We start from the raw sequence: 13,287 nt of genomic DNA on the forward strand, positions 1-13,287 counted from the left end.
ACAGCCCGCGACTGGAACAGGCGCTGGCCTCAGCGCCCGACCTCAGGTAGCTCAGGCGCTACCGGGCAGACAGCAACAGGCTGACGGTGCTGTGATTGGCCAGACCCCCGAGCGCGCCGAGCGCCCGGAAGGTCAACGTCACATCGACAACGGTGGGCTCGTCGAGCCGGACCCGGAACGCAGCCTCCTGACGATGCTCACCGGTCAGTTCGTGCACCGGCAGGTCCAACTGGAGCCCGGTGACCGGCTCGGCCTCGACGGCCAACGGCCCGGTGACGAAGCCGTCGTTGACGACCGTCACGGCGAGCGTGTGCCACTCGCCTGGCGTCAACGTCCCGATCGGCGCGCCGCTGCGGGCCACGTTCACCCGCGCCTCCGGGTTGATCGTCACCGCGAGCGGCGCATCGGTGTCGACCGGTCCGCAGCAGCCGATGGCAGGTGCCTGGTGCGTCATCAGTCGGTCTCGCATTCTTCTCGCCGCGACCGGTAGATCGCCTGCGCCTCGTCGTACGCCTGCCGCGCGGCAGCCCGCTCGTCGTCCCGGATGAACCCCGACTTCACCTTCCACAGCTGGTCGACAGAGTCGTGCAACCACTGGGCGCTGCGGCGGGAGGCCCGGATCGGCCGGCCGCCGACCTCGAGGAAGATCGGCTGGGTGTGCACACTGCGCAGGATCCGCAGCGCGAGCCAGGACGATGCTTCCACCGGTACGTCGAACGTGACCTCCTGCTCGGTGCCATCGGCAACCACTTCCTGCGAGGCCACCACGACGCCGTTCAGCACGACCTCCACCAGCACGGACCGCGACGTACCGATCCGGGCCCGTTCGAGATGCCAGCCGACCGGCGCGCTGTACACGGGACGCCCCGCCGGCGGTGGCGGCGGGACCTCGGGGAGCCATGCGGCCACAGTCGCGCTGACCCGCACCGGGCCGGGGGTGTCCAACGGGTGCTCACGAGAGACGTCGCCGTCAACCGCGAGGTCGAAGACATGGCTCCGACCGTCACCGAAGTACGACGCACTCTCCCGCAGACCGGTGATCCACGCCTCGATCGCCTGCGGGCCCGACGGCGGCTCGGCCAGTCGCACGTACGTACGCCCCACGCCCGGTCCCTCGTCGTACATGCAGGGATAGTCGGTCTCGCCGAGCATCAGGGTGCGGAAGCCGACGCTGAGCAGGTGATACCAGATGTTCAGCTCGGCCGCCGGTGCGAACTGGCCTCCGCACTGGAAGTCCGCGGCACCGAGGGGTACGTCGACCACGATCTCGTTCGAGCCGATGCCTTGGAAGGACGGCACGATGTAGTTGGGCAACTCCTCGGTGCCGACCCCGAGACCGACTCCGCAGTGCGCGTACCCGACCAGTGCGTTCTGCTCCTTCGCCCAGCGCAGTACGGGCAGGTTCCATGACGGCCAGTCCTCGATCAGGCTCGTCCCTGGGTAGTCCTGGTCGGTGAGCCCGAGCAGGATCAGGTGGCCGGAGTGGCTGGAGGGGAACCCGGACACCTCGACGTCGTACCGCAAAGCGCTCTCGGCATCGCGGTCCGTCGGCTGCGGAGTCCAGGTCATGCCCTGAGCGGCCTGCATCAACGGGTCCTCCAGGTCGGCCGGTGGGCTGATCGACTCACCGCTGAAGAACTGTTTCTGGTGGTAGTAGCACGGCGCCCAGGTGAGCACACTGCCCAGCCACAGACCTTCCCCGCGGACATGCCGGATCATGGTCTCGGGCGTGACGCCTTCGCTCGGGACGTTGTAGTGCGAGCAGCCGCCGGCGTGGATGTGCGGGTCGCCCGAGTAGTAGCCGCGGCCCGCCGGATCGACCCAGCGGTCGAGGGTGATCGCAATCGCCTCGGTCCCCGCGTCGACCTCGGCCTCCAGCAGCACCGGACGGTACTCGGGTCCGCGGATCGCGGTGACCTGGTACCGGCCCTCGGGCAGCCGGATCATCTCGCCGGTCGCGCGATACACGTGCTCGTGGAAGAACATGTCCGGAGCCAGTCGCATCGCCTTGGACGGGTACGAGCGTCCCTGCCCGTCCTGCACCGTGATCGCGGCCATGCAGCTGCGTCCGTCTGGCTCCCGGATGTCGAGGCGGATCTCTCGGGCCGGGGCACAGTCGAAGTCGAACGAAGCGGCGTACTCACGCAACTCGAAGTTCGTCCGGAAGCCCGCGACACCGAGCGGTGACCGGCTGAGGCTGTGATGGTTGTGCTCGTCCGCGGCGAAGACCGACAGTCCGCCCCGCTGGAGGCCGTCGTCGCGGGCGTAGAGGCTGATGACCTTGTACTCGACCTCGAAGCCGGAAAGCTCAGTGGGTACGGCGATCTTCGCGTCGAGCCATGCGTCCTTGATTCGCGGAACGACGGTCAGCGTGTCGTGCAACGCGATCCGCGCGGAGTGGCTCAGGTAGTCGATCACGCCGTACACACCGCTGTTCCCCGCGGACAGGTTGGCTTCGATCCGGTGCGGATTTGCCACTCGCAGGAGGAAGCTGCGCCAGCCGTGCTGCACCAGTCGCGGCGGCGCGGCGCCCGGAGCACACAACGCGATCCCCTGCTCGTCGATCGACACGTCCAGTAGGACGAACGGCCGCAGCAGGGTCTCGAGCTGGGTACGGCGCTCCGCGTCGCTCAGGGTGCTGCTCTCCAGCTTGGACAGCTGAGTGACCGCCTCGGCGGGCAGCGGATCGCCGAGGTCCTGCAGTTTCCGGACGGCGCGCGCTGCGGATGCGAACAGTGGCTGCACTGGGGGCTCTGACACCGAGGACCTCCCTGTTGGCGAGTTCCTTCGCGACACTACTCGGCGCGGTCTACCTCAGCACCTCCAATAACGCGGCGACGTCGGACTGGTCGAGGTCGCGGGCACCGATCAGCGCCTGCATCAGGAGGCCGTCCAGGGCGGCTACCAACAGCCTCGCCTTCTGGGGATCCGCGGTGAACGCCCTGGCGATCTCGGTCAGCGGCTCCAACCATGCACCGGCCGTCTCCCGCAGGTCCGGCCGCCGAGCCGCGTACAGGTACAACTCGTAGAGCGCCAGCGTCCGGCCACGTCGCCGTACGACGCTGTGCTCGATCAGCCGCGCCAACTCGTCGGCCGGTCGCGCGCCCAGCTCGCTCCCGCGGCCGTGCAGCTCGACGGCGAGGTCCTCCGCGGCCGACTGGAGGGCCGCGACCAGAAGGTCGTCCAGCGTCGGGAAGTGGTAGGTGATCGAGGCGACCGAGACATCGGCCACCGCAGCCACCGCGCGATGGCTCACACCTGCGACTCCGTCGCGTTCGATCACGGTCAGGGTCGCCGCGAGCAACTCGCTCCGGCGCTGCTCACCGCGCACCCGGCGCCCGTCCACACCCCGCCTGACCTGCACGAACAGCAAACTATCAGGACGTCTGTACGGATTGATTTTGCTGTCCGGAATCGCGGGATCCAGCGTTTTCCGCGATTTAGGCTCGGATTTCGTGGCCCCTGATCTGACGACAGCGATGCGGCGCGCCCTGAAGCGCGCGGACGACGGCAAGACCCTCGACCCGGCGGAGGTGGAGGTGCTGCTCGGCGCGAGCGGCGACGCGCTGACCGCACTGATGACCACCGCGGCGAGGGTTCGCGACCAAGGGCTGGCCGACGCCGGCCGGTCGGGGATCATCACGTACTCGAAGAAGGTCTTCATCCCGCTGACGCGGTTGTGCCGGGACCGCTGCCACTACTGCACCTTCGCGACCACGCCGGGCCGGGTGCACGCGCCGTACCTGTCGCCCGACGAGGTGCTGGAGATCGCGCGGCAAGGAGCGGCGCTGGGTTGCAAGGAGGCGCTGTTCACGCTGGGCGATGCGCCCGAGGAGCGGTGGGACGCAGCGCGGCAGTGGCTCGACGAGGCCGGGTACGACAGCACCCTGGACTACGTCCGGGCGATGGCGATCCGGGTGCTCGAGGAGACCGGTCTGCTGCCGCACCTGAACCCCGGCGTGATGTCGTGGCAGGACCTGCAGCGGCTGAAGCCGGTCGCACCGAGCATGGGGATGATGCTCGAGACCACGTCGCGGCGGCTGTTCGAGGAGAAGGGTCAGCCGCACTTCGGGTCGCCGGACAAGGACCCGGCGGTCCGGCTCCGGGTGCTCGAGGACGCCGGGCGGTCGAACGTGCCGTTCACGACCGGGCTGCTGATCGGCATCGGGGAAACGCTGCCGGAACGTTCCGACTCGATCTTCGCGTTGCGGAAAATCGCCCGGCAGTACAACGGCATCCAGGAAGTCATCATCCAGGGTTTCCGGGTGAAGCCGGACACCGCGATGCGCAACGACGCCGACGTACCGCTGGACGAGTGGCTGGCCGCGATCGCCGTGACGCGGATCGTGCTCGGGCCGCGGGTCCGGGTCCAGGCGCCGCCGAACCTGGTCGATCTCGCCGAGTGCCGTGCGCTGCTCGACGCGGGGGTGGACGACTTCGGCGGGGTCTCGCCGCTCACCCCGGACCACGTGAACCCCGAACGCCCGTGGCCGCAGATCGACGACCTCGCGAAGGTGACCGCCGACGCCGGATTCGAGTTGCGCGAGCGGCTCACCGCGCACCCGGAGTACCTGCGGGAGCCGTGGCTCGATCCGCGGCTGATCTCGCACGTCGAGGCGCTCGTCGACCCCGCCACCGGTCTGGCCAACGAGGCCGCGAAGCCCGTCGGCCTCCCGTGGCAGGAGCCGGACGGCGGCTGGGACAGCGTCGGCCGCACCGACCTGCACACCGCGATCGACACCGAAGGGCGTCGTACCGAGACCCGCTCCGACTTCGACGCGGCGTACGGCGACTGGGACGTCCTGCGAGAGGACGTCGCGGCACGGCGCGCGGCCGAAGCCTCGATCGCGGCCGGCGCACCGGAGCGGATTGACGCCGAGGTGAAGGCGGCTCTCGCCGCCGCCGAGCGCGATCCCGCCGGGCTTTCCGACGCTCAGGCGTTGACGTTGATGACCGTCACCGGTCCCGCGCTGGACGAGCTCGCGCGGATCGCGGACAACTTGCGGAAGGCAACAGTCGGTGACGACGTGACGTACGTCGTGAACCGGAACATCAACTTCACCAACGTCTGCTACACCGGCTGCCGGTTCTGCGCGTTCGCCCAGCGCCGCACCGACGCCGACGCCTACTCCTTGTCGATGGACGAGGTCGGCCAGCGCGCCGAGGAGGCGTGGGTGATCGGCGCGACAGAGGTCTGCATGCAGGGCGGCATCCACCCCGACCTGCCCGGTACGGCGTACGCCGACCTGGTCCGCGCGGTCAAGGACCGGGTCCCGGAGATGCACGTCCACGCGTACTCGCCGATGGAGATCGTCAACGGCTCGGTGCGCACCGGCCTGTCGATCGAGGAGTTCCTGATCTCGGTGAAGGAGGCCGGGCTGGACAGCATCCCCGGCACCGCGGCCGAGATCCTCGACGACGACGTCCGCTGGATCCTCACCAAGGGGAAGCTTCCGACGGCTTCGTGGATCGAGGTCATCTCGACGGCCCACAAGGTCGGGCTCCCGTCGTCGTCGACGATGATGTACGGCCACGTCGACGCGCCGCACCACTGGGTCCAGCACCTGCGCACGATCGCCGCCGTACAGGACGAGACCGGCGGCTTCACCGAGTTCGTGCTGCTGCCGTTCATCCACCAGAACTCGCCGATCTACCTCGCCGGCGTCGCTCGGCCGGGTCCGACGTACGACGAGAACCGGGCGGTGCACGCGATGGCGCGGATCATGCTGCACGGCCGGATCGACAACATCCAGTGCTCGTGGGTGAAGCTCGGCGTGGACGGCTGCGTCGCGGTCCTGAACGGCGGCGTCAACGACATCGGCGGCACGCTGATGGAGGAGACCATCAGCCGGATGGCCGGCTCCAAGCACGGCAGCCGCAAGTCGATCGCCGAACTCACCGCGATGGCCACCGCCGCCGGCCGCCCGGCCCGCCAGCGCACCACGACGTACGGCGACGTCCCGGCCCGCCCGTCGCTGGAACTCGCCTGACGCTCCTCCCTCCGGGAGCGCCAGACGGATTCTCACTTGACCGGGTCGAGGTCGACGGCCCGGTTACGGCGCTTGCTGCCGACGCGGTGCCCGAGCGCGACCAGCAGGTTGCCGACGATGTAGATGCCGGCGGTCACGAAGAGGTACCCGAACGGCCAGGCGTTCGGGTCCGCCGGGAACGCCTGCGAGTGGTCGCCGACCCAGCTGCGCATCAGGTACACCAACTGGAACGTGAAGCAGTAGCCGAAGATCGCGACGTACGCGACGTAGGCGGACAGGCGGTTCCGCAGGAAGAAACCGAGCGGAAAGGCGAACAGGACGGTGGCGATGGCGATCACGGGAATCCCCTCCTCGAGTAGCTGATCCCCTCACGATCGCTTCGCCGCACCGCCTTCGGCATCGGTGCTGTCGCCGGACTTGGGTCGTGGCCGGCCACTAAGTGCTGGCACGGGTGCGCGAGCGGCTGTCCGCGGTCATCATGTGGTTGTGCTCCGGCCTCGGCGTCTAGTCGTTGCCGCGACGGTGGTGTTCATCGCGGCCGCCGCCGTACGCGCGGTGCTCGCGTACGGCCCGGCGGCGGTCGGGTCCCCGGCAGACTGGCCCGTCACCACTGTCCTGCTGTTGCCGGCGCTGCTCCTCAGCTGGTTGGTTGTCGTTCGCGTTCCGACCAGTCCGATCGGGCCGGCACTGGCGCTGACCGCGACGATGCCGGCGCTGGTCTTCACCGTCGAGGACTGGGGCGCGACGGCGCGAACCTCTCGGCCGTGGCCGTCGGCATCCGCTCTGGACGCGATCGCGGACGGCACCTGGCCGTGGATCTTCCTCGGGTTCGTCACGTTGGTCCTGCTGTTCCCGGACGGCCTGCTGCCAGGTCGGCTCTGGCGGTGGGTCTGGGCGGCGACGCCGGTCGCGGCGGCGCTGGTGACTCTCGTCGTGTCCCGGGAAGGGGCAGCGCGGACCAGCCCGACGCCGTCGCGCGTGGCGCTGATCGTCGTTGCCTTCGGAGCGTTTCTCGCCACGTTGCTCGCGGCCGCCTCCAGCCTGGTGGTGCGGTACCGGCGGGGCGATGAGCTGACTCGGCAACGGCTGCGCTGGCTGATGGCCGCGGCCGTCGCGGTGCCGATCCTGCTCGCCGCGAGCTGGCTGGCGAGCGCACTCGGCGTCCCCGGGACGTTGGCCTACACCTGGTTCCTGGTCGCCATGCTGTTCCTCGTCCCGGGCGCGATCACCGTCGCGATCCTGCGGCACGACCTGTTCGACATCGACCGGCTGCTCGGTGCGACCGTCAGCTGGCTCGTCACCACGCTGATCTCGGCGAGCGTGTTCGCGGTCGTGGTCCTCGTGGTCGGCGGATACTTCCCCGACCGGGTCGGCATCACGACCGCTGCCTTCGTCACCGCGCTCGTCCTGCTTCCACTGTACCACTGGATCCACCGGGCAATCGGCAGGCTGGTCGACCCGGACCGGACCGTCGCGCTGGCCCGGATCCGCGCCTTCGTGCGGCGGGTCCGTGACGGGGAGGCCGAGCCGGAGGAGATCGAGTCCGTCCTGCGCTCCGCGCTCGACGACTCCGGGCTGCGGGTGCTCCTGCGTCGCCCCGGAGCGGAACTCGCCGTACCCGACGACGCGATCCCGTTGCAGACCGGCGACTCCGTGGTCGGCGCGCTGGTCCTCGGTACGACGTCGGCACGCCGGGTCCGGCGGGCCCGCGAAGCCGCGGTGGAGGCTCGGCTGCCGATCGAGGTCAGCCGGTTGCGGCTGGAGCTCCGCGAAGCGCTGGCCGAGGTGCGGTCGAGTCGGGCCCGCCTGATGGACGAGGTCAACGCGGAACGACAGCGGCTGGAGCGGGACCTGCACGACGGCGCCCAGCAGCGGCTGATCGCGATCGGGATGCGGCTGCGGTCGGTGCAGTACCAGTTGTCTCCCGGCGTACCGGCGTACCGGGAGCTCGACGAGGTCGTGGAGACGCTCGAGCACACCGTCGCGGAGCTCCGGCGGATCGCGCACGGGGTGCGGCCGAGTCGGCTCGACGACGGCCTTGCCGTGGCGCTGCGGGACCTGGTCGCGGACAGCACGCTGCCGGTCGATCTCGTCGTACCCGAACTGGAGGTCGGCGAGAGTGCGGCGACGACGGTCTACTTCACGGTCGGCGAGGCGATCGCGAACGCGCTCAAGCACGCCCGGGCGACCCGGATCTCGATCTCGGTCGGCGTGACCGATCAGGTACTGCGGGCCGTGGTGCGCGACGACGGTGTCGGCGGAGCCCGGGAGGGGTTCGGGCTGACGTCACTGCGGGACCGGATCGCGTCGGTGGGCGGGGAGTTCACGGTCGACAGCCCACCCGGGGCCGGGACCTCGATCACCGTGGAGATCCCGTGCGCATCGTGATCGGCGAGGACTCCGCCTTGTTCCGTGAGGGTCTGAGCCGGCTGCTGACCGAGAACGGTCACGACGTCGCCGGTACGGCGGAGACCGCGGACGCACTCATCGACGTGGTGCGCGCGGTGGATCCCGACCTGACGATCATCGACGTACGGATGCCGCCGACGATGACGGACGACGGTGCACGGGCCGCCGTGACGCTGCGCGCGGAGCGGCCGGACCGCCCGATCCTGATGCTGTCGCAGCACATCGAGACCCGGAACGTCGTCGGGCTCGTCGGTACCGGCGGGTTCGGCTACCTGCTCAAGGACCGGGTGCTGCGCGTCGGCGACTTCCTGGACGCGATGCGCCGGGTCGTGGACGGCGGATCGGCGCTCGATCCGGCGATCGTCGCCGCCCTCGTGACGCCGACGCGGGCCGGCGATCCGCTGGCCGGGTTGTCCGCGCGGGAACGCGAGGTGCTGGCGCTGGTGGCGGAGGGGCGCTCGAACGGCGCGATCGCCGCGCAACTGGTGCTCGCCGAGCGGACGGTCGAGAGTCACATGCGGAGCATCTTCCAGAAGCTGCGCATCGACGAGGCTCCGGACACCCACCGCCGTGTGCTCGCCGTTCTCACCCAGCTTCGCCAATGAGCACAGGAAAACTTGACGAGTGGTTAGTTGTTGCAGAAGGCAACATCTACACGCAAAGTGAGGGAATTTTCACTGAGCGTTGCTTACTTCAAAGGCAATGCAAATGTTTGAACCGGAGGATTCCCGGTAGGGCAGGCCGCGTGACAACGTTCAGTTGTCGGCGGCGGACGGGTCGCCGGCACAAGGTCCAGGTGGATCCCGCAATACTCCCGTCCGCGACCGGACTTTACCTCCCCTGCCGGTCACGGAATGAGACGCGGGACCGCCCTCCTTCGGGCCACTGCCCTCTCGGGGCAACAGCAGGGCGCCGGCCGTGTCGGTGGGGTGTTGGTCGCCAGTGAGGTGGCGACCAACACCCGGCACGGTCGGCGTTTCTTACTGAAAAACCGCCTCGCTGTACTGGTGCTGCTGGGGACCAGTACAGCGAGGCGGTTCTGTTTCGGCGCTGGTTTTCCGGGCTGGTTTTTCCGGCCTAGTACGGATAGGTGTCGTCGCGCCGGGTGGGGTCCAGGTCCCACAGGGAGAACTGGACGATCTTGTGGGACTCCTCGCCGCCGCCGGGGACCAGTCCGAACGACTCGTACTCCTTCGAGCCCAGCCCGTCGAGGTAGCAGAGCAGCTCGAACGCCGACTGCGCGTCCTCGATGTCGTCGATCACCTCGTCGTTCTGCGCCTCGTCCGCGCGGCTCCGCACGTACTGCACGAAGGCGTCCGGGTCCGTCACGACGTAGTCGTACCGCGCCTGGTAGCTGAGCCGGACCCCGTTCTCCGGCAGCAGCGGCTCCAGCTCCTCGAGGTCGTCCAGGGACCCGCCCTCGACGATCTCCCGGTAGTCCGCGGGGTCGTCGAAGTCGTCCGGTCCCAGCGGCAGGTCGTCCAGCTCGTCGGGGTCGTACGAGTCGATCCCGAGGAAGATGTCACCCCAGCCTCGTTCGTGCACGGCGTCCGCGAGCGCCCGGGCCTGGACCCGGACGTTCTCGATCGCGCCGGTGGCCCGCAGATCGTGCAGGTCCAGCGCGTCAGCCTGCTCCAGCAGCACCCGGGCGAGTTCACGGGCGGCCTCGGCAGCCGACGCGGGTTCGGTCGACTCACTCATGCTGTGACGGTACAACCATGGGCACCTCCGTTGCCGAGCCCGGTACTCCGAAAGCGTCGACGAGCTCCAGCGCGGCCGGACGAACGACCGCGCACAGCTCGTTGACGAGCGCGGTGATCGCCTTCGACCGCCCCGGTGACAGCCGCCCGTGCTCGAGGTACCAAGCGCGTTCCGCCTCGATCGTCGCCAGCGCGTGCAGGTCGTACACATCCTGCAGCCGCGGCCGGATCTCCTCCGGCGCGTTCCGCACCGCGGTCTGGAACGCCTCGAGGACGATCCGGTCCACATGCGCCCGCCCGGCCGCGATCACGTGGTCCTGACACCGGTTGAACACGTCGAACGGATCGTCCCCGGCGTCGATCCCGCCCTTCAGCCGCCGCGCCACCCCGGCCAGCATGTGCTGCTCCCGGAACCGCAGCAGCCCCGAGTGGTACGCGTCGTCCCGGAGCCCGGCATCGGGATCCGCCGCGTCACTCCGATTCGGTACGACGTCCCGCAACCGTTCGATCAGCGGACGCAGCGCGGCCTTCTCGACCGCGATCTCCACCGCCTGCGCCGCGACGAACCTCGCCGTACCCAACGGATCGAGCTTGCCGAACGACTCGCGGTAGTCCGTCAGCAGACCCTTGGCCACCAGCTGCAACAGGACCGTGTTGTCGCCCTCGAAGGTCGTGAACACATCGGTGTCCGCCTTCAGCGCCGCCAGCCGGTTCTCGGCCAGGTACCCCGCGCCGCCGCAGGCCTCGCGGCACATCTGGATCGCCTCGGTCGCGTGCCACGTCCCGAGCGCCTTCGTCCCGGCCGCCTGCGCCTCCAGCGCGCGCCGGTCGTGCTCGCCCTCGTCGTCGTCGAACACCCGGGCGAACTCTTCCACCAACTCGGCCTGCGCGAAGTGCAGTGCGTAGGTCCGCGCGAGCAACGGCAGCAGCCTGCGCTGGTGCATCCGGTAGTCGAGCAGGAGCGCCTCCTCGCTACTTCCCGGAGCACCGAACTGGCGCCGCTGAGCGCCGTACCTGATCGCGATCGTCAGCGCCACCTTGCTCGCGTTGATCGCCGCGCCGCCGACTGACACCCGGCCCTGCACCAGCGTGCCGAGCATGGTGAAGAACCGGCGGTCCGGGTTCTCGATCGCGCTGCTGTAGTTGCCGTCCGCATCGACCTGGGCGTAGCGGTCGAGCAACGCGTCCCGCGGCACCCGGACCTGGTCGAAGACGATCCGCCCGTTGTCGACCCCGTTCAGCCCGAGCTTCGGCCCGCAGTCCGACAACGTCACGCCCGGGAGCGCCGCACCGTCCGCGCCCCGGATCGGCACCAGCAGGCAGTGCACACCATGACTCTCGCCGCCGACGATCAGCTGCGCGAACACCGCGGCCATCCGCCCGTGCCGTGCCGCGTTGCCGATGTAGTCCTTGCGCGCCGCGACCGACGGCGTGTGGACGACGAACTCTCCCGTCGCCTCGTCGTACGTCGCCGTCGTGCCGAGGGCCTGCACGTTCGACCCGTGACCGGTCTCGGTCATCGCGAAGCAGCCGAGCAGCCGCCCGCTGATCGCATCCGCCAGATACCGCTCGTGATGCTTCTCGGTCCCCAGGTGCTGGATCGCGCCGGCGAACAGGCCGAACTGCACACCGGCCTTCACCATCAGTGACAGGTCGCCGAACGCCAGCGTCTCGAACGCCGCGATGAACCCGCCCAGGTCCGCCTCGCCGCCGTACTCCTTCGGATAGCCCCGCGCGGGCAGCCCGTCCGCGGCCGACTGCAGCAGCAGGTCGAGGATCCGGTCCCGGTACTCGTCGCGCGGCAGCCGGACCGCCAGGTCACCCAAGTCAGCGTGCGCGGCCAGCCCTGCCCGCACGACGTCCCGCGCCGCCTTGTGCGGCCCGTCCAAGTAGTCCCGCATCGCCGATGTGCTCATGTCCTCTAACTTACGAGGAAACGCCACTACTTTCCGTCACCGCTTCGCGACTGTGGAAAACCCGGCATCAATCCGCATCTGCGGCGGTAGGCTGTCTTCCGTGCCGAACTTGCGGATCAGTGAGGCGGCCACGCTCCTCGGGGTCAGCGACGACACGGTGCGTCGCTGGATCGATCAGGGCCGGCTGCGGTCGAAGCAGGAGAACGGCCGGATGGCCGTCGACGGGCAAGTGCTCGCCGCGTTCGCCCAGGAGCTGGCGGACTCACCGGAGCCGGGTCACACCGCCGCGGCGTCCGCGCGCAACCGAATGCGGGGGATCGTCACCCGGGTGCTCAAGGACGGCGTGATGGCCCAGGTCGAGATGCAGGCCGGGCCGTTCCGCGTCGTGTCGCTGATGAGCCGTGAGGCCGCCGACGAGCTCGGCCTGGAGCCAGGGGTGGTGGCCGTCGCCTCCATCAAGTCCACCCATGTCGTCGTCGAGATCCCGGAGGCTTGATGTTCCGCCGTACCGCGTTCGCCGCCCTTGCCACGGTCGCCGCGCTCGCCGTGGCCGGGTGTGGCGACGACACCCCGGCGGCATCGTCTCCGTCGAACAGCTCGTCGGCGTTGTCGGGCACGGTGAACGTCTTCGCCGCCGCCTCGCTGACCGGCACGTTCACCCAGCTGGGCAAGGACTTCGAGGCCGCCCACCCGGGCGTGAAGGTGACCTTCAACTTCGCCGGCAGCTCTGCACTCGCACAGCAGATCAACTCCGGCGCGCCGGCGGACGTCTTCGCGTCCGCGGCGGCGAAGAACATGGACGACGTGAAGGACAAGGGCACGCCGACGAACTTCGCGAAGAACACGTTGGAGATCGCCGTACCGAAGGGCAACCCGGGCAAGATCACCGGGATCAAGGACTTCGCGGACAAGAACAAGAAGATCGCGATCTGCGCGGCGCAGGTGCCGTGCGGCGCGGCGGCCGCGAAGGTGTTCGCGGCGGCCGGCATCACCGCGCAGCCGGACAGCCTGGAGCAGGACGTGAAGGCGGCGCTCACCAAGGTCAGCCTCGGTGAGGTCGACGCGGCGCTCGTGTACAAGACCGACGTACTGTCCGCCAAGGACAAGGTCGACGGCATCGAGTTCCCGGAGTCGCGCAAGGCCGTCAACGAGTACCCGATCGCCACGCTGACCAAGGCCCCGAACCCGGACGGCGCCAAGGCGTTCGTCGACTACGTCTTGTCCGACAAGGGCAAGGCGGTCCTGACCGCCGCGGGCTTCGACGCGCCGTGA

At 69.4% G+C, this 13,287-nt stretch carries 11 protein-coding genes; 5 read left to right on the top strand and 6 right to left on the bottom strand.

The annotated features are described in order from the left end of the window. Positions 1-58: 58 nt before the first annotated feature. Genes EV651_RS15050 through EV651_RS15060 form a run of 3 tightly spaced genes read right to left on the bottom strand, consistent with a single transcriptional unit; the run spans position 59 to position 3,364 of the window. Positions 59-469: a hypothetical protein gene (locus EV651_RS15050; protein ID WP_133785807.1), complete on the bottom strand. Its 411-nt coding sequence runs from the start codon at positions 467-469 to the stop codon at positions 59-61. Next, the gene (locus tag EV651_RS15055) at positions 454-2,760 is read right to left on the bottom strand and encodes a CehA/McbA family metallohydrolase (protein WP_133785808.1); all 2,307 of its coding nucleotides are present in this window, start codon (positions 2,758-2,760) and stop codon (positions 454-456) included. Before EV651_RS15055 ends, EV651_RS15050 begins: the two co-directional genes overlap by 16 nt. 49 nt (positions 2,761-2,809) lie before the next feature. Further along, entirely contained in the window at positions 2,810-3,364 is a 555-nt protein-coding gene (locus EV651_RS15060) for a TetR/AcrR family transcriptional regulator (protein ID WP_238156897.1), read from the bottom strand. Between the two features lie 115 nt (positions 3,365-3,479). On the opposite strand from EV651_RS15060, the gene EV651_RS15065 reads away from it, so the two are divergent. Next, the gene (locus EV651_RS15065; RefSeq protein ID WP_133786096.1) at positions 3,480-5,990 is read left to right on the top strand and encodes a bifunctional FO biosynthesis protein CofGH; all 2,511 of its coding nucleotides are present in this window, start codon (positions 3,480-3,482) and stop codon (positions 5,988-5,990) included. A 32-nt stretch (positions 5,991-6,022) separates the two neighbouring features. On the opposite strand, the gene EV651_RS15070 is transcribed toward EV651_RS15065, so the two are convergent. Continuing rightward, positions 6,023-6,328 (bottom strand): hypothetical protein, encoded by a 306-nt coding sequence (locus EV651_RS15070; protein ID WP_133785810.1) that lies wholly within the window; start codon positions 6,326-6,328, stop codon positions 6,023-6,025. A gap of 148 nt (positions 6,329-6,476) precedes the next feature. Between EV651_RS15070 and EV651_RS15075 the strand changes: the two genes are divergently transcribed. Together EV651_RS15075 and EV651_RS15080 are read left to right on the top strand one after the other, a co-directional pair. Continuing rightward, positions 6,477-8,378, top strand: a complete 1,902-nt coding sequence (locus EV651_RS15075; protein ID WP_133785811.1) for a sensor histidine kinase — start codon at positions 6,477-6,479, stop codon at positions 8,376-8,378. Beyond that, on the top strand, positions 8,366-9,004 hold the full coding sequence (locus tag EV651_RS15080; RefSeq protein WP_133785812.1) for a response regulator transcription factor: 639 nt from the start codon (positions 8,366-8,368) through the stop codon (positions 9,002-9,004). Before EV651_RS15075 ends, EV651_RS15080 begins: the two co-directional genes overlap by 13 nt. 472 nt (positions 9,005-9,476) lie before the next feature. Here EV651_RS15080 and EV651_RS15085 read toward each other — a convergent pair whose 3' ends face one another. Together EV651_RS15085 and EV651_RS15090 are read right to left on the bottom strand one after the other, a co-directional pair. Next, entirely contained in the window at positions 9,477-10,100 is a 624-nt protein-coding gene (locus EV651_RS15085; protein WP_133785813.1) for a hypothetical protein, read from the bottom strand. Next, complete coding sequence (locus EV651_RS15090; protein ID WP_133785814.1) at positions 10,093-12,015, bottom strand: acyl-CoA dehydrogenase; 1,923 nt, start codon at positions 12,013-12,015, stop codon at positions 10,093-10,095. The genes EV651_RS15085 and EV651_RS15090 overlap by 8 nt, the downstream gene beginning before the upstream one ends. A 100-nt stretch (positions 12,016-12,115) precedes the next feature. Here EV651_RS15090 and EV651_RS15095 point away from each other — a divergent pair, with 100 nt between their 5' ends. Next, positions 12,116-12,511 carry a molybdopterin-binding protein gene (locus tag EV651_RS15095; protein WP_133785815.1) on the top strand — a complete coding sequence of 132 codons (396 nt, stop codon included), beginning with the start codon at positions 12,116-12,118 and terminating at the stop codon, positions 12,509-12,511. After that, the gene (gene modA / locus EV651_RS15100; protein ID WP_133785816.1) at positions 12,511-13,287 is read left to right on the top strand and encodes a molybdate ABC transporter substrate-binding protein; all 777 of its coding nucleotides are present in this window, start codon (positions 12,511-12,513) and stop codon (positions 13,285-13,287) included. Before EV651_RS15095 ends, modA begins: the two co-directional genes overlap by 1 nt.

This window comes from Kribbella sp. VKM Ac-2571, from assembly GCF_004362255.1.
Taxonomy (GTDB): Bacteria; Actinomycetota; Actinomycetes; order Propionibacteriales; family Kribbellaceae; genus Kribbella; species Kribbella pratensis.